This is a genomic window from Ruegeria sp. H4 (assembly GCF_056533065.1).
Genome location: NZ_JBQFOC010000002.1, coordinates 426,311 through 449,042 on the forward strand (window position 1 = coordinate 426,311; position 22,732 = coordinate 449,042).

The 22,732-nt window shown below is 58.1% G+C and carries 27 protein-coding genes; 16 read left to right on the forward strand and 11 right to left on the reverse strand.

The window, feature by feature from the left end; genetic code table 11:
* Positions 1–50: 50 nt before the first annotated feature.
* The 5 genes from ACR0KG_RS13570 to rpiA all read right to left on the reverse strand — a co-directional run bounded on the left by ACR0KG_RS13570 (position 51) and on the right by rpiA (position 4,632).
* Positions 51–245: a DUF2065 domain-containing protein gene (locus tag ACR0KG_RS13570; RefSeq protein ID WP_480541743.1), complete on the reverse strand. Its 195-nt coding sequence runs from the start codon at positions 243–245 to the stop codon at positions 51–53.
* Positions 245–1,141, reverse strand: a complete 897-nt coding sequence (hflC, locus tag ACR0KG_RS13575) for a protease modulator HflC (protein ID WP_480827582.1) — start codon at positions 1,139–1,141, stop codon at positions 245–247. The genes ACR0KG_RS13570 and hflC overlap by 1 nt, the downstream gene beginning before the upstream one ends.
* A complete protein-coding gene (hflK, locus tag ACR0KG_RS13580; protein WP_480827583.1) occupies positions 1,141–2,286 on the reverse strand; it encodes an FtsH protease activity modulator HflK in 1,146 nt (381 codons plus the stop codon). Before hflK ends, hflC begins: the two co-directional genes overlap by 1 nt.
* A 72-nt stretch (positions 2,287–2,358) precedes the next feature.
* Positions 2,359–3,717 (reverse strand): glutathione-disulfide reductase, encoded by a 1,359-nt coding sequence (gor, locus tag ACR0KG_RS13585; protein ID WP_480827584.1) that lies wholly within the window; start codon positions 3,715–3,717, stop codon positions 2,359–2,361.
* A gap of 126 nt (positions 3,718–3,843) precedes the next feature.
* Complete coding sequence (gene rpiA / locus ACR0KG_RS13590; protein WP_480547860.1) at positions 3,844–4,632, reverse strand: ribose-5-phosphate isomerase RpiA; 789 nt, start codon at positions 4,630–4,632, stop codon at positions 3,844–3,846.
* A gap of 167 nt (positions 4,633–4,799) precedes the next feature.
* Between rpiA and ACR0KG_RS13595 the strand changes: the two genes are divergently transcribed.
* From ACR0KG_RS13595 to ACR0KG_RS13610, 4 genes are read left to right on the forward strand one after another with little or no spacing between them, the layout of a single operon-like run.
* Positions 4,800–5,501, forward strand: coding sequence for a glutathione S-transferase family protein (locus ACR0KG_RS13595; RefSeq protein WP_480547859.1), 702 nt, complete (start codon positions 4,800–4,802; stop codon positions 5,499–5,501).
* Between the two features lies 1 nt (position 5,502).
* Positions 5,503–6,879, forward strand: coding sequence for an L-serine ammonia-lyase (locus tag ACR0KG_RS13600; protein WP_480547858.1), 1,377 nt, complete (start codon positions 5,503–5,505; stop codon positions 6,877–6,879).
* A 21-nt stretch (positions 6,880–6,900) separates the two neighbouring features.
* Positions 6,901–7,317: a GFA family protein gene (locus ACR0KG_RS13605; protein ID WP_480547857.1), complete on the forward strand. Its 417-nt coding sequence runs from the start codon at positions 6,901–6,903 to the stop codon at positions 7,315–7,317.
* 44 nt (positions 7,318–7,361) lie between these two features.
* A complete protein-coding gene (locus ACR0KG_RS13610; protein WP_480827585.1) occupies positions 7,362–8,276 on the forward strand; it encodes a DMT family transporter in 915 nt (304 codons plus the stop codon).
* On the opposite strand, the gene ACR0KG_RS13615 is transcribed toward ACR0KG_RS13610, so the two are convergent.
* Positions 8,221–8,898: a thiamine diphosphokinase gene (locus tag ACR0KG_RS13615; RefSeq protein ID WP_480827586.1), complete on the reverse strand. Its 678-nt coding sequence runs from the start codon at positions 8,896–8,898 to the stop codon at positions 8,221–8,223. The genes ACR0KG_RS13610 and ACR0KG_RS13615 overlap by 56 nt on opposite strands.
* Before the next feature lie 151 nt (positions 8,899–9,049).
* Between ACR0KG_RS13615 and ACR0KG_RS13620 the strand changes: the two genes are divergently transcribed.
* Positions 9,050–10,573, forward strand: a complete 1,524-nt coding sequence (locus ACR0KG_RS13620) for a hypothetical protein (RefSeq protein WP_480547854.1) — start codon at positions 9,050–9,052, stop codon at positions 10,571–10,573.
* Positions 10,574–10,623: 50 nt separating this feature from the next.
* Here the strand turns inward: ACR0KG_RS13620 and ACR0KG_RS13625 are convergent, their stop codons facing one another.
* The 5 genes from ACR0KG_RS13625 to nthA form a co-directional block, all read right to left on the reverse strand.
* Positions 10,624–10,860, reverse strand: a complete 237-nt coding sequence (locus tag ACR0KG_RS13625; RefSeq protein ID WP_480541021.1) for a DUF2842 domain-containing protein — start codon at positions 10,858–10,860, stop codon at positions 10,624–10,626.
* Complete coding sequence (locus ACR0KG_RS13630; protein ID WP_480541019.1) at positions 10,860–12,155, reverse strand: adenylosuccinate synthase; 1,296 nt, start codon at positions 12,153–12,155, stop codon at positions 10,860–10,862. Before ACR0KG_RS13630 ends, ACR0KG_RS13625 begins: the two co-directional genes overlap by 1 nt.
* 214 nt (positions 12,156–12,369) lie before the next feature.
* The gene (locus ACR0KG_RS13635) at positions 12,370–12,708 is read right to left on the reverse strand and encodes a nitrile hydratase accessory protein (RefSeq protein WP_480541017.1); all 339 of its coding nucleotides are present in this window, start codon (positions 12,706–12,708) and stop codon (positions 12,370–12,372) included.
* The gene (gene nthB / locus ACR0KG_RS13640) at positions 12,705–13,382 is read right to left on the reverse strand and encodes a nitrile hydratase subunit beta (protein WP_480547853.1); all 678 of its coding nucleotides are present in this window, start codon (positions 13,380–13,382) and stop codon (positions 12,705–12,707) included. Before nthB ends, ACR0KG_RS13635 begins: the two co-directional genes overlap by 4 nt.
* Positions 13,379–13,993, reverse strand: a complete 615-nt coding sequence (nthA, locus tag ACR0KG_RS13645; protein ID WP_480547852.1) for a nitrile hydratase subunit alpha — start codon at positions 13,991–13,993, stop codon at positions 13,379–13,381. Before nthA ends, nthB begins: the two co-directional genes overlap by 4 nt.
* Positions 13,994–14,144: 151 nt before the next feature.
* Between nthA and secG the strand changes: the two genes are divergently transcribed.
* The 11 genes from secG (at position 14,145) to ACR0KG_RS13700 (ending at position 22,706) form a co-directional block, all read left to right on the forward strand.
* A complete protein-coding gene (gene secG, locus ACR0KG_RS13650) occupies positions 14,145–14,510 on the forward strand; it encodes a preprotein translocase subunit SecG (RefSeq protein ID WP_170533101.1) in 366 nt (121 codons plus the stop codon).
* 159 nt (positions 14,511–14,669) lie between these two features.
* A complete protein-coding gene (locus ACR0KG_RS13655) occupies positions 14,670–16,313 on the forward strand; it encodes a CTP synthase (RefSeq protein ID WP_480827587.1) in 1,644 nt (547 codons plus the stop codon).
* Positions 16,314–16,410: 97 nt separating this feature from the next.
* Complete coding sequence (locus ACR0KG_RS13660) at positions 16,411–17,184, forward strand: isocitrate lyase/PEP mutase family protein (RefSeq protein WP_480827588.1); 774 nt, start codon at positions 16,411–16,413, stop codon at positions 17,182–17,184.
* A 74-nt stretch (positions 17,185–17,258) separates the two neighbouring features.
* Entirely contained in the window at positions 17,259–17,552 is a 294-nt protein-coding gene (locus tag ACR0KG_RS13665; RefSeq protein WP_353007966.1) for a DUF1330 domain-containing protein, read from the forward strand.
* A 42-nt stretch (positions 17,553–17,594) separates the two neighbouring features.
* Positions 17,595–18,044: a tellurite resistance TerB family protein gene (locus tag ACR0KG_RS13670; RefSeq protein ID WP_170532523.1), complete on the forward strand. Its 450-nt coding sequence runs from the start codon at positions 17,595–17,597 to the stop codon at positions 18,042–18,044.
* A 20-nt stretch (positions 18,045–18,064) separates the two neighbouring features.
* Positions 18,065–18,502 (forward strand): tellurite resistance TerB family protein, encoded by a 438-nt coding sequence (locus ACR0KG_RS13675; protein WP_480827589.1) that lies wholly within the window; start codon positions 18,065–18,067, stop codon positions 18,500–18,502.
* Positions 18,499–19,236, forward strand: a complete 738-nt coding sequence (locus ACR0KG_RS13680) for a phosphate/phosphite/phosphonate ABC transporter substrate-binding protein (protein ID WP_480827590.1) — start codon at positions 18,499–18,501, stop codon at positions 19,234–19,236. Before ACR0KG_RS13675 ends, ACR0KG_RS13680 begins: the two co-directional genes overlap by 4 nt.
* Before the next feature lie 140 nt (positions 19,237–19,376).
* On the forward strand, positions 19,377–20,153 hold the full coding sequence (locus tag ACR0KG_RS13685; RefSeq protein WP_480827591.1) for an ABC transporter ATP-binding protein: 777 nt from the start codon (positions 19,377–19,379) through the stop codon (positions 20,151–20,153).
* Between the two features lie 34 nt (positions 20,154–20,187).
* Positions 20,188–20,937: a transporter substrate-binding domain-containing protein gene (locus tag ACR0KG_RS13690; protein ID WP_480827592.1), complete on the forward strand. Its 750-nt coding sequence runs from the start codon at positions 20,188–20,190 to the stop codon at positions 20,935–20,937.
* A 78-nt stretch (positions 20,938–21,015) separates the two neighbouring features.
* Positions 21,016–21,903, forward strand: a complete 888-nt coding sequence (locus ACR0KG_RS13695; RefSeq protein WP_170532514.1) for an ABC transporter permease subunit — start codon at positions 21,016–21,018, stop codon at positions 21,901–21,903.
* The gene (locus ACR0KG_RS13700; protein WP_170532512.1) at positions 21,900–22,706 is read left to right on the forward strand and encodes an ABC transporter permease subunit; all 807 of its coding nucleotides are present in this window, start codon (positions 21,900–21,902) and stop codon (positions 22,704–22,706) included. The genes ACR0KG_RS13695 and ACR0KG_RS13700 overlap by 4 nt, the downstream gene beginning before the upstream one ends.
* The last annotated feature ends 26 nt before the right edge of the window (positions 22,707–22,732 follow it).

Here is a 22,732-nt window from a genome sequence, read left to right on the forward strand (position 1 = left end):
ACCCGCAACTCAGGATCGCGGGGAAATCACCGCCACGTGAAGCCCTGAAGTCAAAACCCGACCTGATAGGCACCCCAAATCAGGACCAGCCCACTGACCACACAGAGCAATCCGGATAACCGTCGCGCCTGTTCTGGAAGGGATCGGAGTGCCTCCAGCATCCGTTCAATAAGCGAAGGGGCCAGCGCATAGGCCAGCCCCTCGACAATCAGTACCAGCCCGAAGGCCAGAAGGATCATACCCATTACTCAGAGGCCGCAGCAGCCGGTGCAGCACGTCCGGTGGGCGAGGCCAGGTAATTGAAGAACTCGGAATCCGGGCTCAGGATCAACGAACTGTTGCTGCCTTGAAGTGCATTCTCATAGGCCGTCAGAGAGCGGTAGAACTCAAAGAACTCCGGGTCCGCGCCATAGGCTTCGGCAAAGATTGCATTGCGTTCCGCATCTGCCTCACCGCGAATGATCTCGGCCTCACGGTTGGCGTCCGAGACCAGTTCCACCACGGTCCGGTCGGCCTGCGCACGAACTCGCTGCGCCGCTTCGTTACCGCGTGCACGTTCGTCGGTGGCTTCACGTTCCCGCTCGGCCTTCATCCGGTCAAATGTGGCCTCAAGGTTGGCCTGCGGCAGATCGGTGGCTTTCAAGCGGACGTCGATCACGCTGACACCCAACGCCTGCGCTTCGGCAATCGCGCTGTTGCGGATACGCAGCATCAGTGCCGCACGATCCGAACTCAGGATATCACGCGACGAAACCGAACCCAGCACTTCGCGGGTTTCGGCCCGCAGGATGCGATCCAGACGATCCTCGGCCACGGGGATACCACCGACACCAACGGCCTGACGGAACTGCTCCAGATCCGAAATCCGGTAGCGCGCGAAAGCGTCGACAACAAGACGACGGTCATCCAGAGGTGTCACTTCAAGCGGTTGCACGTCGATCGAAAGGATGCGGTTGTCGTAACGCACGACTTCTTGAATAAGGGGGATTTTGAACGCAAGGCCCGGTTCTTCTTTCACCGTAACAACGCGGCCGAATTGCAGAACCAGCGCCCGTTCACGCTCGTCCACGATAAAAATCGATGACAAACCGGCAACGGCCAGAATAGCAACGATGATCAGGATTATAGGTGACTTACGCATCAGTTGCTCTCCCCTGCAGGGCTGCGACGCAGTTCGTTCAGCGGCAGATAAGGCACAACGCCCTGCCCTGAGCCGGTCGAGTTCTCGTCAAGGATGATCTTGTCAACATCGCCCAGTACCTGCTCCATACGTTCCAGATACAGACGTTTTCGTGTCACATCAGGGGCTTTGCTATATTCTTCCAAAACCGCGCTGAAACGGCTGGCTTCACCCTGCGCGCTGTTGATCTGCTGGGCGCGATAGCCTTCGGCCTCTTCCAGAACCTGCGCGGCTTCACCACGCGCCTCAGCGAGAACCCGGTTGGCATAAGCGTCAGCGACGTTTTGCAGACGGTCACGCTCCTGCGCGGCGGCCTGAACATCGCGGAAGGCTGCGATAACGTCCTGCGGCGGGTCAGCCTTGTCGAAGTTAACACGGACGATGTTTACACCGGAATCATAACTGTCCATTGTGGACTGGATCAGCTCTTGCAAACGATCAGCAATGATCCCGCGATCCCGGTTCAGAATCGGTGCCAGTTCGCTTTGGGCTATGATCTCACGCATCGCCGATTCCGACACGGCGCGGATCGTCTGGCGCGGGTCACGCAGGTTAAACAGGTATTTGGCCGGATCGTTGATGTTCCAGACAACCTGATAATCAATATCGACCACGTTTTCGTCGCCGGTCAGCATCAAACCATCATCACTGCCGCGCGCACCGCCCATGTCTTCATTCTGTTCACGTGTGACCGGAATGACTTCGGCGGTTACCAACGGCCAAGGTGCAAAGTTCAGACCCGGGTTCCCAACAGCGGAAAACTCACCCAGAAACAGCTCAACAGACTGTTCTTCGGGTTTCACGGTGTAAAAACTGGCAGCCGCCCAAAGGCCAATGGCAACCAAAGCGCCAATCGCCACAGTCCCTTTGGTGAACAACGGACCACCGCCACCACCGCCTGAACCGTTTGTGCCACGACCACCGCCGCCACGACCGCCCATCAGAACGCGCAGCTGTTCCTGGCCTTTTTTCATCAGCTCATCGATCTCGGGGATCTGCGGGCCGTCACCTTCGGGAGGCTTACGCCCGTCCCCGTTGTTACCCCGATTTCCTCCGCCTCCGGATGAGCCTCCGCCCCCCCAGGGGCCACCGCTGTTGCCCGCCATATTTTTCGATTCCTTCGTTTAGGCCCGTGTGATCACGGGGTCCCTTGTAACTTGTGTGCGCCCGGTTGCAAATCAAGCCGTGCGTACAGGTTGCCGCATTGTCACCAATTCCTCGGCCATCACCGGATGAACTGCAACCGTGCGGTCAAAATCTTCCTTCGTGGCGCCCATTTTCACGGCGATCCCTGCCAGCTGAATCATCTCACCCGCGCTGGGGGCGACGATATGACATCCTAGCACCTTGCGCGACGCCTGGCTGACGATCAACTTCATCAGAACCCGCTGAGTGCCACCAGCGAACGCCTTCTGCATCGGTTTGAACGAGGTCGCATATACCTCAATTGGTTCCTGAGCCGACGCTTCTTCCTCGCTCAGACCGACCGTTCCGAATTCAGGCTGCGTAAAGATCGCAGTGGGAATAAGGTCGTGATCCACCGGTGTCGGGTTACCCTTGAACACGGTTTCAACAAAGGCCATGCCCTCGCGAATGGCTACCGGGGTCAGGTTCACCCGGTCGGTCACGTCGCCAATCGCGTAAATCGAGGGCACACCGGTCTGGCTGTATTCATCCACGATGATCTCACCTTTGCGGCCGCGCTCGACACCTACGGCTTCCAAACCCAGATTGTCCGCGTTCGGCGCACGACCGGTGGCGTACATCACGACGTCAAACTGATCCTCAGTGCCATCCGTAGCCTTGACGCGGATTTTGTCGCCCTCTTTCGTCATCTCCAGCACATTGGTGCCCAGACGCACGTCGATGCCGTTCTGGCGCATCTCTTCACAAATCAACCCGCGCGCTTCTTCGTCGAACCCGCGCAGGATTTGCGCGCCGCGATAGAACTGCGTGGTCTTGACCCCAAAACCGTTCATGATCCCGGCGAACTCACTGGCGATGTAGCCGCCACCGACGATCAGAATGCTTTCGGGTAGTTTCGGCAGATGAAAAATCTCGTTCGACGTGATCGCCAGTTCCGAGCCCGGGAAGTCCGGCACTACCGGACGACCGCCTGTTGCAATCAGAATGTGCTTTGCGGTTTTGCGGGTCCCATCGGCCAGCTCAACCGTGTGCGCGTCGACCACATGCGCGCGCTGATCAAAGCTTTCGACGCCGTTGTTCTTGAGGATGTTGCGGTAGATGCCTTCCAGTCGATCCAGTTCGGTAACCAGCTTGCTATGGAAGGTGTTCCATTCGAAGGCACCCGGCTGAATGTCCCAGCCATAAGCCTGCGCATCCCCGACCATGCCCGAATATTCGCTGGCAAAGACCATCAGCTTTTTCGGCACACAGCCGCGGATCACGCAGGTGCCGCCATAGCGATCCTCTTCGGCCAGCGCCACCTTGGCGCCGGTTTCTCCTGCTGCCACGCGCGCCGCGCGCACCCCGCCAGAGCCGCCTCCGATGACAAACAGATCATAGTCAAAGCTCATGCCGGGTTCCTTCGTTCGGTCTAAAAAAGTCTTTGGATATCTGGGCGCAAAAAGTCAGCTGCCAACCCCTTGCCGCGCAAATCTCGGTTTTTTCATTCATAGGGCCAAGTTTCGTAAGGGTTCGGATCAATCCGTCAGATCCGAAAACAGGTTCTCGCGCGCGCCACTCGACAGCTGATCCATCTCGATCGTGCCTGCGTTGATGTCCCGCAACTCGACCCGGCCATCCCCATGGCCAACGACGACCTTATCGCAGATATCGATAAACAGACCATTCTCGACAACACCGGGCACCTGATTGAGCACCAGCGCCATCTGGCGGGCATTGCCGATCCGTTGCAGGTGCAGATCCAGGACATGGTTGCCCTCATCGGTCACATAGGGGGCCTCTCCATTCATACGCAGCGCACAATTGGTGCCCAGCACATCCATCGTATCCAGAACCTCTTCGATCAGGGTGCGCGTGGTCTGCCAGCCAAAGGGGATCACTTCGACCGGCAGGGGAAACGCGCCTAGGGTTTCGACCTCTTTGCCTGCATCGGCAATCACTACCATTTGATCGCTGGCCGTTGCGACGATCTTTTCCTGAAGATGCGCCCCACCACCGCCTTTTATCAGGTTCAGATCACCGTCGAACTCATCCGCCCCGTCAATCGTAAGGTCGAGCCATCCGGCCTGATCCAGCGAGACGACCTCGATCCCGACCTCGCGTGCCAGCTGCGCCGTGCGGGTCGAGGTTGGAACACCCTTGATCCGCAAACCCTCCTGCGCCACCCGCTCGCCCAATCGACGCACCAGCCAGGCGGCGGTTGAACCGGTTCCCAATCCAACGCGCATTCCATCTTCGACCATTTCAGCGGCGCGCCTTGCCGCGACATATTTTGCGGTATCGATTGGCGACATCTCTGTGGTCATCGGCAGCTTTCCCGGAATGGTTTTTCTGAGTTATACGGAATGCAAAACGCAACGGCGAGACCCAATTCATGCGAGACCGCTATGAAAGTCGCTTAGACTACGCGTTTCCCGTCGGATACGTCGCAATCTTGCCTTCCCAATTTGACCTCGCATCATAAGTACGCGCCATGACACAGCCCTATCGCCTGCACTACGCCCCCGACAACGCCTCACTGGTGATCCGGTTGGTGTTGGAAGAGATGGGCTTGCCCTATGAAACCGTGCTGGTCGATCGCAGCCAGAACGAACAGGACAGCGCTGCCTATCGTGCGCTGAACCCAAACGGTTTGATACCGGTTCTGGAAACACCGCAGGGGGCTATTTTCGAAACCGCCGCCATTCTGCTGTGGCTTGCCGATACCCACGCCCACCTTGCCCCAGCCGCCGATCATCCGGATCGCGCGCCATTTCTGAAATGGTTGTTTTTTGCGTCGAACACATTGCACGCTGATCTGCGCATTCTGTTCTATGCCGAGAAATACATCGACCCGTCGCAGGCCGAGGCCCTGCGTGCCGGGATGCGGCCTCGCTTGCGGATGCATCTGCAAAAGCTGGATGCTGTCGCAAAAGAAGCCCCCGATTGGCTGAACGCAGATAAACCCTCGGTCCTGACATATTACGTGGGATGCATGATGCGCTGGATGGCGATTTATCCTGCACAAGCGGATCGCAGCTGGTATCAGCTGGCAGATACGCCCTATTTGCAGAGGATACTGATGCAGTTGGAATCGCGCCCTGCAGCCCGCACCGCCATCGCCGCCGAAGGGCTTGGGGCTAATCCGTTTACCTCGCCCACCTATGCCACTCCTCCAGAAGGCTCAGCTGTCTGACATGTTCCTCTCGGTTTTTGATATGTTCAAGGTGGGCATTGGCCCGTCTTCTTCGCACACGATGGGCCCGATGGTGGCCGCGGCGCGTTTTCTGGACATGATGCGCGCATCGCCCTTCGAATTCTCCGGCCTGCGCGGGTCACTGCACGGGTCACTGGCCTTTACCGGGGTTGGCCACGCCACGGACCGCGCCACCATTCTGGGTCTTGCAGGGTTCGTACCCGAGACCTATGACAATGAAAAAGCAGAAGCTGCACTCGCCTCAATTGCCGAAACCCATACGGTTTCGCCTGACGGCCTGCCGCCCCTGGCGTTCGACCCCAAGGCTGATCTGGTCTTTGACTATGACCACACCCTGCCCGGCCACGCCAATGGAATGATCCTGATGGCCACCGATGCGCAAGGCGACGTGATCTTGCGGCAGGTGTTTTATTCCATCGGCGGTGGCTTTGTTCTAACCGAGGAGGAACTGGCCGAAGGCAAGGCCACGGATGAGGGTGCCCCGCCCGTTCCCTTCCCCTTCAAATCCGCCGCTGAAATGCTGGAGATGTCGAAGACCAGTGGGAAAACCATCGCGCAGATGAAGCGCGACAACGAAGTCGCGCGCGGATGTCCAGACAGCTTTGCCAAGGGATCCGCCCGGTTGTGGCAGGTCATGAACGACTGCATCGAGCGCGGCCTGACGACCGATGGCATTCTTCCCGGCGGCCTTAAGGTACGAAGACGTGCCAAAGGCATCTATGATGCGCTCATGGCCGAGCGTGGCATGAACCTGACCGCGCCGCATACGATCAATGACTGGATGAGCGTTTACGCTATGGCGGTGAACGAGGAAAACGCCGCCGGTGGCCAGGTTGTTACCGCACCCACCAACGGTGCGGCAGGCGTGCTGCCTGCGGTCATACGCTACTATCTTGACCATGTGCCGGGCGCATCGGAAAGCCATATCCAGGATTTCCTACTGACCGCCGCCGCGATCGGTGGATTGGTCAAGTTCAACGCCTCGATCTCGGGCGCGGAAGCGGGCTGTCAGGCCGAGGTCGGCAGCGCCTCCGCCATGGCAGCTGCCGGGCTATGCGCAGTGATGGGTGGCACACCCGAGCAGGTGGAAAACGCGGCTGAGATCGCATTGGAACATCATCTGGGTATGACCTGTGACCCGGTCGCTGGCCTTGTGCAGGTCCCCTGTATCGAGCGCAACGGCTTGGGTGCAATCAAAGCGGTTTCGGCCGCCTCTCTGGCGCTACGCGGTGATGGGCAGCATTTTGTACCGCTGGACTCGGTGATCGAAACGATGCGCCAGACCGGCCAGGATATGCACGAAAAGTATAAGGAAACATCGCTTGGTGGCCTGGCCGTCAACGTGCCAAACTGCTGACAGATTATCGGAGGGGACACTATGCGCGGACAGTGCTTGTGCGGCAAAATCAGCTACCACGTCGATCCTCCGGTTCTGTCCTGCGTCACTTGCCATTGCGACAGCTGCCGCCGTCAATGCGCTGCGCCGATGACCACTTATTTCGGGGTCCGCGACGGGCAGTGGCGATGGACCGGTGAAGAGCCCAAACGCTTTAACTCTTCTCCCGGAGTCGAGCGCAGCTTTTGCCCCCATTGCGGAACCCCGATCTCGTTTCGGTCAAACAAGATGTCAGACGTGCTGCATCTATATGTTGCAACCCTGGACAACCCCGAGGCATTGCAGCCGACCCTGCATGTCGCGCATGAGGAAAAGCTGAGCTGGCTCAAGCTTGGTGATGATCTGCCCACCTGCATCGGACCGGATTACACAAAAGTTCAGCCGCTGCCCGACAGCTGAGAACAGCGCTTTCCACCGTGATCCGAAACGGTTAGCGTCGCCCCATGACACAGGATCGCCCCGTTTTCGGCATCGTTCTGATGCTTGGTTTCTGCGTGCTCGCACCGCTTGGCGATTCAATCGCCAAGCTGCTGGGCGAATCCACTCCGCTGGGGCTGCTGGTGCTGGTCCGCTTTGCGATTCAAGCGGTGATCCTGATCCCGCTGGTGGCCGCAACGGGACGACCCTGGCGCATGCGGGGGCGCGTGCTTCGTCTGACCGTGTTCCGCACCGGTCTTCATATCATCGGCATCACAGCGATGTTCAGCGCGCTGCAATTCCTGCCACTGGCAGATGCGGTCGCTATAGCATTCGTGATGCCCTTCATCATGCTGCTGCTTGGAAAGTATGTGTTGAATGAAGAGGTCGGCCACCGGCGTCTGATCGCATGTGTTGTCGGATTTGCTGGCACTTTGCTGGTGATCCAGCCCAGCTTTGCCGAAGTAGGATTGCCTGCCCTGCTACCACTGATCGTTGCCGTGGTTTTTGCGCTGTTTATGCTGGTCACCCGACAGATCGCCAAGGAAACCGATCCGGTATCCTTGCAGGCGGTGTCCGGAGTGATGGCCACGATCTTTCTGCTCCCCCTCATTCTGTGGGGAAACCAATCTGGAATCTGGGAGCTGTCCTTGATCATGCCAACCGGCAACGCGCATTGGCTTCTACTGGCCATCGGTATTTTAGGAACCGTCGCCCATCTGTTGATGACATGGTCTCTGCGCTATGCACCATCAGCGACGCTGGCCCCAATGCAATACTTGGAGATCCCGGTGGCAACCCTGTTTGGCTGGTTGATCTTTCACGATCTGCCCAACGGGATCGCAGCGCTTGGCATCCTGATCACCATGGCTGCCGGGCTGTATGTCATACTGCGAGAGAGGGCCACCGCCCGGTCTGCCCCGACAGAAACGCCTGCATGACCTGATCCAATGCGCCCCGCGGCACCATGACCAGCAGCCCCGGCCCATCCAGATGTAGTTGAACCTGTGACACTGCCCTGTTCGAGGTTCCGACTTGTCCATCTGGTTCGAAAACCAATTTGTCGATGGACCATTCAAGCCCGTGACTTCGCCCTGTCACACGCCGCAGCGGAAACAGAGAGACAATTTCGCCCGGTGCCAGGTCCAGAACAATCGATGGTGGTGCGTGAAACACCACCTCGTGCGCGCCCAATAAGATGCAGACAGGATTCAAACGCGTGACCAGAGTATTGAGCACCGCCAGTTGATGATCCAGTCGACCGCCCAGAAAACCAGCCCCGAGCACAAGCGGGGCGTCGATACTGCGTAGGGCCTTGTCAAAATCCGTGCTGTCTTGTTCATCGATCTGAAACAGACGATCCTCAGCTATGCACCTGCGCGTCGCAGCATCTAGTGAATCGAAATCACCGATCACCGCCTCGGGAACAACACCCGAATCAACCAGAATCGTTGCACCGCGATCCGCCGCAACCACTGAATTGACACGATTCAGCACCAAATTCAGGTCGGAAACCCCAATTTTCCCCCCTCCGACCAGCCCAATTGGGCCGTTTGAACGCACAATTGGCTCATTTTTTCTCAGATTGATCATTTTTTCTGGGTTTGGACACATTGAGACCACAAATTGATAGGTTCATGTAGAGCTGTAGGCCAATGTGTGCGCTCGATTCTGGGTAAGTTGGCTTTGTTAGTTTGTAGAGGACGTGTGTCTGATGGTACAGAATAAGAAGGTGTTAACTGTTTCTTATGGGGCCTTTTCCTGCACATTAGAAGGGTTCGACAACTCGTTTGAAACACTCAAAGCCATTGCAGACTACTTCCGCGAAATCGCAGCAGATGATCGGTACTTCGGTTCTGAACCCCCTCGACTGGATGCTGAAATGCTGTCGCGCATTGCCCAGGGCGACAACGCCCAACACGTAGAGGCCCGGCAAGACGAATCCGGTCTGCTGCTGCGTGCGACAAGAACCGCGCCGGACACCGCGCCCGAGACTGCCACAAAGGATGCAGCCATGTCCTCGCACCGCCCCCCATCCCCTTCGACCGTTGCCACCCCCTCTTCGGTTGAACCTCCCGCAGCTAAAGCCGAGCCACTTGCGGCTGACAGCATCTCAGCCAAGCTGCAGCGCATTCGCGCGGTGGTCACGCATTCGAACACGGCTCCGATCACCGACGCGGAAGATGAAGATACCTCTCTGCTTGGTGCAAAACCGGCCCCTATCGATGCAGTCGCAGCTGCGTTTGAAGCCGGTGCGCTGAAGGCGGAAGATCTGAATCCAGCGCCAGAGAAAGCACAACCTGAGGCGAAAGAAGATAGTCTTTCCACGGTTGCTGAGTTCTTCGAAGATGAGGCAGAAGCAGATATTCAGCCCGATGACGCCTTGCCAACCGAACCCGAAACCACCGTCCAGGACGACACAGTCTCCGATGGCATCCTGAACATCATGAAAGATGAGGGTGCGTCGGAGCAAGCAGACGAGTCGATTGCGCTGGGTGTTCTGTCCGCCGAGGATGAAAAGAACCTTCTGGATGATATCTCAAGTGTCGAAGCCGAGATGGCTGGCGGCACTGATGAAACGCCCAACGAAGCAAGCACCTTGGATCAGGACGTACTTCGCCTGATGGAAAAAGCCGACCAGCAGATGGGCGATCCTTCGGCCAGCGACACGCGCGAAACCTATTCGCATCTGCGCAATGCTGTTGCGGCTGCCGAAGTTGATGGCAAGACCGACACTGCCTCGGTGGATCAGCCCTATCGCGGTGATCTGGCCTCGGCTGTCAGCCCACGCCGCCCTGAAATTCAGGTCACCAGCATGCGCCCCGAATCCGATGCGGCGGCGCCTTTGAAGCTTGTTGCTGAACAGCGCGTCGATCAGAGCGACGCGATTTCAGGCCCGATTGCCCCCCGCCGAGTCAAAACTGATCAAGAGGATAGCGCGGCAGAGGAAAGCGGGTTCGCCCAGTTCGCACAGGAACAAGGCGCACAGTCTCTTCTGGACCTGCTCGAAGCTGCGGCATCTTATCTGTCCTTCATCGAGGGTCAGGAACAGTTCTCGCGCCCGCAATTGATGAACAAGGTCCGTTCGTTGAAACAGGATGAGTTCAATCGCGAAGAAAGCCTGCGTTCCTTCGGTCAGTTGCTGCGCGATGGTAAAATCCAGAAAGCCGGTGGCGGTCGATTTGCCGCCTCGAACCTGATCGGGTTCCGCCCCGACAATGAACGCGCGGCAGGCTGATCAATCAACTATAGACGCAAAGGGCCGAGACATGTCTCGGCCCTTTTTTTTTAGTCATCTTGCGTGTCTTCTTTGCCGACCCCTCGGAAGACAAATTTGAAGGGCAAGGCCCAGACGATGCCAAGGACGATGTAGACCAGCAGCTCGACCAGAATAGAGGGGCGATCCAGCCAGTTCACAACGGTCACCACCGCGACGATGTAAAGCGGCAATCCCACCAGTAGAATCACCAGAGACCAGCGGCGGCGGGCCTTGTAGCTGAGGCCGGTATTTTTGTCGCCGCCCATCAATCTGCAAACGGGTCGGTCACCAGAATGGTGTCATCCCGCTCCGGGCTTGTGGACAAAAGGGCCACAGGGCATTCGATCAGTTCTTCAACGCGACGCACATATTTGATGGCATTGGCGGGCAAATCCGCCCAGCTGCGCGCACCTTCGGTGGATTCGCTCCATCCCGGCACTTCTTCGTAGATCGGTTTGCAGCGGGCCTGCTGATCGGCCGCAGTTGGCAGATAATCCAAGTGCTCACCGTCCAACTCATAGCCGGTGCAAATCTTCAGCGTCTCGAACCCGTCAAGAACATCCAGTTTGGTCAGCGAGATACCATTGACCCCACTGGTAGCGCAGGTCTGACGCACCAAACAGGCGTCGAACCAACCGCAACGGCGCTTGCGGCCTGTGGTCGTTCCGAATTCATGACCACGTTCACCCAAGCGTTGCCCATCTGAATCTTCGAGCTCGGTCGGGAACGGGCCTTCGCCAACACGGGTGGTGTAGGCTTTGACAATCCCAAGCACAAAATCAATCGAACCCGGCCCGATGCCCACACCCGTGGCCGCCTGCCCTGCGATCACATTCGATGAGGTCACAAACGGATAGGTCCCGAAGTCAATATCCAGCAAGGCGCCTTGGGCGCCTTCGAACAGGATGCGCTTACCCGCTTTGCGCTTTTCGTTCAGCACCTTCCAGACTGGTGCCGCAAACGGCAGAATCTCCTGCGCGATCTCCTTCAGTTGCGAAATCAGCGCATCACGGTCGACAGGTTCGATGCCCAAGCCTTTGCGCAGCGGATCATGATGCTGCAACGCGCGATCTACCCGAGCCTCTAGCGTCGCTTCATCCGCCAAATCAGCGACGCGTACAGAACGCCGTCCGACCTTGTCTTCATACGCCGGACCGATGCCTCGACCGGTGGTCCCGATCTTGGTGCCCTTGCTCGCCGCTTCCTCGCGCGCGCGGTCCAATTCACCGTGGATCGGCAGGATCAGAGGCGTATTCTCGGCGATCATCAGCGTTTCTGGCGTGATCTCAACACCTTGTGCCCGGATCGTCCCGATTTCCTTGAGCAGGTGCCAGGGGTCCAGCACGACGCCATTGCCAATGACGCTCAGCTTGCCGCCACGCACGACACCCGAAGGCAGAGCATGCAGTTTGTAGACTTCACCATCAATGACCAGAGTATGCCCGGCATTGTGCCCGCCCTGAAAACGCGCGATGACGTCCGCTCGTTCACTGAGCCAGTCGACAATCTTGCCTTTTCCTTCGTCACCCCACTGGGCGCCGACAACAACCACGTTGGCCATATCCGGTCCTTTTCGTGCTGAGTAATCAAACTCGGCTCGTATAGCGGGGCTCTGGCGGCAGGGAAACTGGTATTTCGCCGCAGACGGAAATCGCGCTGCCGCGCGATGCCTCCGGCGGGGATATTTGTAGCCAGATGAAGATCGGGTCCCCTGCTTCATCTGGCCAGACATATCCCGGGGGAGTCGCCCGGAACGGGCGGCGGGGCAGCGCCCCCTACCCGCCTTGTCGCAAATGCACCGGCTGCCCATGGGGTGTGGTCAGAAAGGCCTGTTCCCACTCCTGCTGAAGGGTTTGCACCACATCTGGCGTGGCAGCACCGCGTTCGGCCAGCAAAGCTTCAAGTGTTTCAAGCCAGGCGTGAAAATAGTCATCCCCACCATCCAATTCGCGGCTCAGACCGTTGCGTTTCAGTGTATCCGAAAAGCGCCCCGCCCAGTCGGGCCAATCGAACCAGCCGACTTCATTCAGCGCCACGGTCACCGCAAAGACCTGTGCGTGCCACGGTTCCGCAAAGACCGGTTCGGGAGCCGTGACGTCCAGACATGTGCTCATGTGGGCTCCAGATAGCTTTGCCAGAGGTCCAGCACCACCTCATCCTCGGGATGCTCTGGATTGGCCCACAGTTCTGATGCGGGAAACAGAACGGCATAAAGCGGTTCTGGTGCCTCACCCAACCCATGCGCATTTGAATCGGGCAGGACATGGGCCCCGTGCAGGCGCAGGATTCGTCCCCGAGCTCCAGTAGCGTAGGCAGGCAGACGGGTATGGCCGCCTTCAACCAGACGATTCGCAAATGGATGCGCAGTGACAACATCCTGCCCCAGCGCAAAGCGGGGGGCGATGGTCGAAGGGCGGTCCGCGGGCCCGCCCTTGGCGAGCGCCTCTGCGACGGCGTCCGCCCGCAGGCATTTCGAGGCAAGAGAATGCGGTTGGTCTTCGCTCGCGCTTTTCAGATCGTCCAAGGATAGCACGCCTTGTTCAACCAACAGATCGGTCAGGCCGGATATCCATTTCTCATAGTAAGAAAACCGCGCGTAGTCCTTGGGCGAGAGCCGCTCACGCGCGTGGCGCGAGATATCTATGTTCCACTGCCCCAGAAACCCTGCCGCCAAAGTGACCGCCAAGGCCCGTGCGTGCCAGTCTTCAGCAAATACCGGCGCGTCTTCACCTTCAGGCTGTACAGGGCCGTCGCCGAAGCGCCCGCCCATATCGTGAACACGGGTCATGATGGCACCTTGGGCAATCCTGTGCCGATCATGCTGTCGCGTGTGACCAGCGCCGCCAGTTCCTGTTCCTCCAAACCATCCGAACCTTCGGGCTGCATGGGCAGCACGAGATAGCGAATCTCGGCGGTTGAATCCCAGACCCGCACTGCGGTGTCTTTAGGTAAGGCAACACCGAACTCAGCTAACACTTTACGGGGTTCGCGTACGGCGCGAGCACGATAGGCGTCGGATTTGTACCAACCCGGCGGAATGCCAAGCAACGGCCATGGATAACAACTGCATAAGGTGCACACGACCATGTTGTGCCGCTCGGGCGTATTTTCGACCACGACAATATGTTCGCCCTGCCGCCCATAGTAACCGAGATCCGCAACGACCGACGTTGCATCCGCAAGAAGTGCTGTCTTGAATGCCGGGTCGCTCCAGGCTTTCGCCACAACATGCGCACCGTTCTGGGGACCGATTTTATTCTGATATGTATCAATGATCTCATCCAGCGCAGCCGGATCTATCAGCCCCTTACGGGTCAGAATCGTTTCCAGCGCTTTGACGCGCAATGCGGGTTCAGGCGGGAGCAAAGCATGCGGGTGGTCAGGATCGTCATGAGGCATAGGCCGCAGCCTGCGTCACGTATTGGCGTTCTGTCCAGTCCCTTTGCTGTGATATGAGACATCACGCAGGGTGATGCGAACTCCTGACTTGCCCCCGCTGACAAACTTGCATAAGTACCACGCGATACACGCTACGCTGTTCGGGACCACCATGGAAAACGTCGTTCTCATCATCCATCTTCTTCTGGCTTTGGGCCTGATCGCCGTTGTGCTGATGCAGCGGTCCGAAGGCGGTGGCCTTGGGATGGGCGGCGGCGGTGGTGGCGCTATGACCGGGCGCGCAGCGGCAACGGCGCTGGGTAAACTGACCTGGATTCTGGCCGCGTGCTTTATCGTGACCTCGATCACGCTGACGATTCTAGCAGCGCAGAAGTCTTCAGGCAGCTCGGTGATTGACCGTTTGGGTGTTCCGGCACCGGCCGCGACCGAAGAAAGCACACCGGCCGTTCCGTCGGCGGATGACCTGCTGCCTCCGGCGCAGGGCGACAACGCACCGTTGATCCCGCAAGCCGACTGATACACAAAACCTAGAAATCTGAAAGAGAACTGCAACAGCATCTTGCGGTTCTCTTGCGCTATGGGCGCGAATCCTTTATATGTGAAGTCCCGTGGTGCTGCGGTTTTTTCAAACCGCCGGGCAGCTGATAATGACGTCTCACGGGAGCAGCCGAAAAACATGGCGCGATTTATTTTCATCACTGGTGGTGTGGTTTCATCCTTGGGCAAAGGGCTGGCTTCGGCGGCTTTGGGTGCTTTGTTGCAGGCTCGCGGGTATTCGGTGCGTCTGCGTAAGCTGGACCCTTATCTGAACGTCGATCCGGGCACGATGTCTCCGTTCGAGCATGGCGAGGTTTTCGTCACGGATGATGGCGCCGAAACCGATTTGGACCTCGGTCATTACGAACGCTTCACCGGAGTGGCTGCCCGCAAGACCGACTCGGTCAGTTCCGGGCGGATTTACTCCAACGTGCTGGAGAAAGAGCGTCGCGGCGACTATCTGGGCAAGACCATTCAGGTGATCCCGCACGTCACCAACGAGATCAAGGACTTCATCGCCATTGGTGAGGATGAGGTTGATTTCATGCTGTGCGAAATCGGCGGCACCGTGGGTGACATCGAAGGCCTGCCGTTCTTTGAAGCCATCCGTCAGTTCAGCCAGGATAAGCCGCGCGGCCAGTGTATTTTCATGCACCTGACATTGCTGCCCTACATCAAGGCCTCGGGTGAATTGAAAACCAAACCAACCCAGCACTCGGTGAAAGAGCTGCGCTCAATCGGCTTGGCACCTGACATTCTGGTTTGCCGGTCCGAAGGGCCGATCCCGACCAAGGAACGCGAGAAACTGGCGCTGTTCTGTAACGTCCGCCCCGATAGCGTGATAGCGGCCCAAGACCTGTCCACAATCTACGACGCCCCGCTGGCCTATCACCGTGAAGGTCTGGATCAGGCAGTTCTGGACGCGTTCCAGATCAGCCCTGCCCCGAAACCCGATCTGGCGAAGTGGGAAGACGTCAGCGACCGTATCCACAATGCCGAAGGCGAGGTGAAAGTCGCCATCGTGGGCAAATACACGCAGTTGGAAGACGCCTATAAGTCGATTGCTGAGGCTCTGACTCATGGCGGCATGGCCAACCGGGTCAAGGTCAAGGTTGAGTGGGTGGATGCCGAGATTTTCGACACTGAAGACGCAGCGCCCCATCTGGAAGGCTTCCACGCAATCCTCGTCCCCGGAGGATTTGGCGAGCGTGGCACCGAAGGCAAGATCAAGGCGGCGCAATATGCGCGTGAGCACAAAGTACCCTATCTGGGTATCTGCCTCGGCATGCAGATGGCAGTGATCGAAGCCGCGCGGAATGCTGCGGGCATCAAAGAGGCAGGTTCTGAGGAGTTTGACCACGAGGCCGGGAAAAAGCGTTTTGAGCCGGTGGTTTATCACCTGAAAGAATGGGTTCAGGGAAACCACAAGGTGGAGCGCAAAGTCGGCGACGACAAAGGCGGCACCATGCGTTTGGGTGCTTACAATGCGGTTCTGGCCGAAGGCTCGAAAGTGGCTGAGGTTTATGGCGGCACTCAGATCGAAGAGCGTCATCGTCACCGCTATGAGGTGGACATAAAATATCGCAAACAGCTTGAAGGTGCTGGCCTGAACTTCTCGGGCATGTCGCCGGATGGACGTCTGCCGGAAATCGTTGAATGGACAGATCACCCGTGGTTCATCGGGGTTCAGTATCACCCTGAACTAAAGTCCAAACCCTTTGATCCGCATCCGCTGTTCCGCGACTTTGTACGCGCGGCCAAGGACACCTCACGCCTGGTCTGATGCGGCCGTTGCAAAGTGATGTATTGACACAATTAAGCGCTTAGCGATTGCCCGGCATGGGGTTAACTGTTGAACAAGCTTCGACAGGAGAACTCCCATGACCACCCAATCCCAACGCGCCGAAACTTTTTCCAGCCTGCACAAAAAGGGTGATCCCGTCATCCTGTTCAACATCTGGGATGCCGGCAGCGCCGGTGCGGTGCGTGACGCCGGTGCGCAAGCGATCGCAACAGGTAGCGCGCCTGTCGCTATGGCGCGAGGCTATTCCGATGGGCAGGATTTCCCTATGGAAGCTGCCTTGGATAATGTCAGACGCATTGTCAGTGCGGTTGACCTGCCCGTGACGCTGGATTTCGAATCCGGCTATGCCGTTGATGCGGAAGCAATTTCAGACAACGTTGCCCGCGCGCTGGACTGCGGCGTGGTCGGGTTCAACTTCGAGGATCAAATCATTGGCGGAGATGGTCTTTACCCCATCGCAGACCAAACCGCTCGGGTCGAAGCTGTACGCAAAGCCTGCGACGGAGCTGGTATTCCGGCCTATATCAACGCCCGCACCGATATCTTCCTGAAAGCCCCGGCTGACACTCATGACGCAGCCATGCTAGACGATGCGATTGCACGAGCCGCCGCGTATCAATCCGCAGGGGCAAGCGGCTTCTTTGCTCCCGGCCTGAAGGATGAGGCGATGATCGGTCAACTTTGCGAAGCAACCGACCTGCCCGTCAACATCATCGCCCTGCCCGGCACGCCGGATACCCCGCGCCTAGCAGAGCTTGGGGTCGCGCGGGTCAGCTATGGGCCCGTGCCCTACCGGCAGATGATTGCCTGGCTGACAGAACAGGCGCGCGCAGCAATCAACTACGGCTGATACCCTAGCGGATCGGGATTGCTATTTTCGTCAATTCTAAGCACCTTGCCCAGGAAACTGGGCAGGAGGTATTGATGAGCAAAGGCTATTGGGTTGCCCATGTCGATGTAGACGACATGGAGAGGTACAAAGACTATATCGCAGCCAACGGTGAGGCATTCGCCGCCTTTGGCGCTCGCTTTCTGGTGCGCGGTGGCACGCGCGAGCTTAAGGAAGGCGCCGCACGCGCCCGCACAGTGGTAATCGAATTTCCCAGCTACGAAGACGCGCTCGCCTGCTATGAAAGTGAGGGCTATCAATACGCCAAAAGCCTGCGTGATCCAGTATCCAACGGCGATCTTGTGATCATTCAGGGCTATGACGGGTAGTCGCCGCTTGGCGCACCACAAAATATGGGGTAATCTGCCCTTATGTTGAAGAAGTTCTTTCAGGCGTTTCGACCGCCACAGACCGAGCATTTGCCCGATCCTGATGCCGAACTGGCGTTGGGCGCTTTGATGGTCCGCGTGGCGCAGGCGGATCGGGACTATAAGCTGGAAGAAATCAGCCTGATCGACCGGATTTTGGCACGTTTGTACGAGCATAATGCTATTGAGGCCGCCAAAGTGCGCGCCACCTGCGAAAAACTCCATGCCGCCGCGCCAGAAACGGATACGTTTGGCAAACTGATCCGAGAAACCACTGACCTTCAGGAACGCCTTGCCGCGTTGGATGCGTTGTGGGAGGTCGTTCTGGCCGATGGCGACTCGGATGAGGGTGAGATTAAGATCGTTGAAGAGGCGCGCGCTGCGATGGGCCTTAGCTTCAATGACAGCAAGGCTGCGCGTGAACGGGTGCAAAGCCGCTTGGAAGCCAGCTAACCCGCGTCTATATCTGTGTCATGTTTAGTGATTTCCTGTCCCGGCTGACACAGCCCGCTCCCGACCCGCTTCCCGATCATGATGCCCGTCTTGCGCTAACGGCTTTGCTGGTGCGCATCGCCCGGTCCGACAATGATTATGCCGATTCCGAGATGGCACGGATCGATAAGATCTCGACCCAACGCTATGGTCTGTCCCCGTTCGAAGCGGCCGGACTGCGCGCACGTGCCGAAGATCTTGAGGCTGAAGCCCCCGATACCGTTCGCTTTACCCGTGCCATTAAGGAGGCCGTTGCCTACCAGGATCGGCTGGCCGTCGTGCAGGCCATGTGGTCAGTCGCCTTGGCTGATGGGCAGCGCACAGGCGAAGAAGATTCCCTGCTGCGCCTTGTGGTTAGCTTGCTGGGCGTTAGCGATGTGGATTCGGCGCTGGCCCGGCAAAAGGCTGCACAATCGTGACAGCGATGCTGGGCATGTATGACATGCCTGCCCTGCAGGCCGCTAATGATCGATTCTGGTCACTGATCCGCACCCATCTTGGATTTGGCCCGGCGCAACTGGATCGACATAGAGATGTTTGGGAGATCTGGCAGGACCCTGATCTGGTATTCGCCCAGACCTGCGGCATGCCCTACCGCACCCGCCTTCATGGCCACGTTCAACTGGTCGGAACGCCGGACTATGGATTGCCGGGCTGTCCGGCTGGTCACTATTGCTCGGTCTTTGTGGCGCGATGCGACGATCCGCGCGACCTTGCCGACCTAGTGATGGGACGGTTCGCCTATAACGAGGCGCTGTCGCAATCCGGTTGGGCTGCGCCGATCACCCATCTGGATGATTTGGGTTTGAAACCCGCCGAGCTCATCCAAACCGGCGGGCACGCCCTGTCCGCCCAAGCCGTTGCCGACCACGACGCAGATTTTGCCGCCTTGGATGCACTGACATGGGCGCTGTTGAAGAAGCATACGGATCTGGGCCGGTATCTGCGCGACGTTGTCCACACATCACCAACCCCCGCGCTGCCCTACATAACATCGCTTACCCAGGACCCGGATCAGATTGCAGATGCCGTTCGCGCAGCCATCATCGCTCTCTCAGAAGAAGACCAGCGCCTCCTTCACATCCGTGGGTTGATCAATATTCCCGCCGAAGAATATCTGGCCGTTCCCACACCCCCTCCACCTGCAGCCTGATTGCACAGTCTCTACTCATTTTGACAATAACCTCTGGTCAATTCGGCAGATTCGATCCCTGATTCTGTGATTTGCGCATTGCATTGTGCCGGATTTTCCGTCCTATTAGCGCATCAATACCAGCAACAACGGGATCCTTCGTGTCAGACCCATCAGCCGTCATCGAGATCAAGAACCTTCACAAAAGCTTCGGCAATCTCGAGGTGCTCAAGGGTGTCGACATCACTGCAAGGCGCGGGGATGTGGTGTCGCTCATAGGATCATCCGGATCGGGAAAATCAACCCTGCTGCGTTGCTGCAACCTGCTGGAAGACAGCCAGCAAGGCGAGATCCTATTCAAAGGCGAACCCGTACAATGGGCTGGCAAAGGTCATGGCCGCCACCCCGCGGACCCCAAGCAGGTTCTGCGCATTCGGACTAACCTGTCTATGGTGTTCCAACAATTCAACCTTTGGGCACATATGACCATCTTGCAGAATGTAATGGAGGCTCCGGTCACCGTTTTGGGCCGTGACAAGGCCGAAGTGGAAGACAGCGCCCGCAAGTATCTTGATAAGGTTGGCATTGGCGACAAATGCGACGTCTACCCCGCGCAACTGTCTGGTGGTCAGCAACAGCGCGCCGCCATAGCGCGTGGATTGTGCATGGAGCCCGAAGCACTGTTGTTTGACGAGCCGACCTCGGCCCTGGATCCCGAGCTGGAACAGGAAGTGATCAAAGTGATCAAGGACCTGGCCGCAGAAGGCCGGACCATGATCATCGTGACCCATGACATGCAGATGGCCGCCGATATCTCAAGCCATGTCGTATTCCTGCATCAAGGACTGATCGAAGAAGAAGGCACGCCCGAAGACATCTTTACCGCCCCTGAGTCTAAGCGACTTCAGGGTTTTCTGTCCGCTACCAAAGCGGCATAATTTCAAAGAACAGAACCAAACTGGGGAGTAACCAATGAAAAACCTAATTCTGACCACTGCAGCGCTGGCTTTGACCGCCGGGATGGCCATGGCCGACACCGTGCGCATGGGCACCGAGGGCGCCTACCCTCCGTATAACTTCATCAACGATGCCGGTGAGATCGACGGGTTCGAGCGGGACGTAGGTGACGAGCTGTGCAAACGCGCCGGGCTGGAATGCGAGTGGGTTAAGAACGACTGGGATTCGATCATCCCGAACCTGGTATCGGGTAACTACGACACCATCATCGCGGGCATGTCGATCACCGACGAACGTGATGAAGTCATCGACTTTACACAGGACTATTATCCGCCAACCGCGTCGGCCTATGTCGCGACCTCTGACGCAGCCGATGTCACCGGTGGTGTTGTTGCTGCGCAAACCGCCACCATTCAGGCGGGCCACGTCGCCGAAACCGGCGCGACTCTGGTTGAATTCGCGACCCCGGAAGAAACCATCGCAGCCGTCCGCAACGGCGAAGCCGATGCTGTTCTGGCCGACCGCGACTATCTGGTGCCGCTGGTCGAAGAATCGGGCGGTGAGCTGGTCTTTGTCGGCGATCCGGTTCCGCTGGGCGGTGGCGTCGGCATGGGCCTGCGTGAAAGCGACGATGAATGGCGCGGCAAGTTCGACGAAGCCATCACGTCGATGAAAGCTGACGGCACGCTTAACGAGATGCTGATCAAGTGGTTCGGTGAAGGCACCGCTACATACGGCGCTGACGGTTCGGTCGTCACCAACTGATACTGACCTGTCCCGGCCCGGCGTCCTTGCGCCGGGCCCGTTCCGGCCTTGCCGGACCAGACGTTCGAAAGACGCCTTATGTTCTCCTACTGCGCTGATCCTGACACGCTGGGCACGTTCCGCTGGTTCTCGTGCTATTTGACCAATGGCGTCCACTGGTCGTTCTACCTGTCTTTCATCAAGGTTCTGGCCTTGCTGGCCGTGACTGCGCCCGTCGCGCTCGGCTTTGGCTTTGCAGGCGCGATGGCCGCACGGTCGCACTTTCTACCTCTCAGTTGGCTGGGCAAGGCTTATATCGCGATTGTGCGCGGCGTGCCCGACATTGCCTTTTTCCTGTTCTTCGTCATCGCTCTGGATCAGGGGTTTGAATGGATCCGCCACAAGATCCTCTGCCCGGACTGGACAGATCCGATCCGTCAGGGCAACGATTTTCTGGTGTGTCAGGCCGCCAAGCTGCCGCTTGGGACCTCGCCAGAATGGGTGCATGAGACCTACGGCTTCTTCCTTGCAGTGATCACATTCTCTATCGTGTTTGGCGCTTTCGCTGCCAATGTCCTGTTCGGCGGAATGCGCGCCGTGCCACATGCGCAGCTGGAAACGGCCGAGGCCTATGGCATGACCCGCAGCCAGACCTTTTGGCGCATCCTTGTGCCGCAAATGTGGGTCTACGCTCTGCCCGGCCTGTCAAACCTTTGGATGGTTCTGATCAAGGCCACGCCGCTGCTGTTCTTGCTGGGAGTCGAAGACATCGTCTATTGGGCCCGCGAACTGGGTGGCACCAAGACATCGCGCTTCACCGACTACCCTCATGGCGACTGGCGCATGTGGTACTTTCTGGCCCTGCTGGTCTTTTACCTTGGCATGACCCGTGTGTCTGAGATCGGGCTGGAGAAACTGATGCGCCGTTTGTCGCATGGTCAGGCCACTTCGGGCGGAGAGCTTCTGCGCAAGGAGACCACGGCATGAGCTGCTTGCAAACTATTCAAGACTACGGCCTGCGGTCTCTGGGCTATGGCGAACGGCTTCTGCCCAAAACTGACTTTACCCTGTGCGAGCACTTCACCCTGATCGGTTCAGGCATGATCTGGAATATCTATTTCGGCATCATGGCAATGGTCACGGGTTTCTTTCTGGCCACCGCACTGGCGGTCGGAAAAGCATCACCCAACAAATGGCTGCGCAAACCGTCCGAATGGTTCATCTTTCTGTTCAGGGGCTCGCCGCTCTTCATCCAATTCTTCTTTGCCTATTTCTTCTTCCTGTCGTTGAAGAAACCCTATCCGATGTTCGACGCGTTCACCTCGGCCTGGCTGGGGGCGCTGATCGTACTGTTCCTGAACACCTCCGCCTATTCGGGTGAGATCTTCTATGGCGCGCTGCGCTCGATCCCCAAGGGCGATCTTGAGGCTGCGGATGCTTATGGCATGTCTGGCTGGGCCCGGTTCCGCCGCATCGTCTGGCCGACCATGTTGCGGCTGGCCTGGCCCGCCTACACAAACGAAGCGATCTTTGTGTTCCAGTCCACAACGCTGGTCTTTTTCTCGGCCTTCCCGGCCTGGCAGCAGCGCGGAGACGCCTTGTACTATGCCAGCTACTTTGCCGATAAAACCTTCAACCCGTTTGTGCCTTACCCGATTTTGGCCTTTTATTTCATCCTGTTGACCCTTGTCATCGTGTGGGTCTTTGGACTGGTGAACAAGCGCCTGAACCGCCATCTGCCCGTCGCAAGACAAAGCAAGATGAAATTCAGACTGAACCTCGCGCGCTGATCCCGCGCGCGACGTTCAGCAGATCA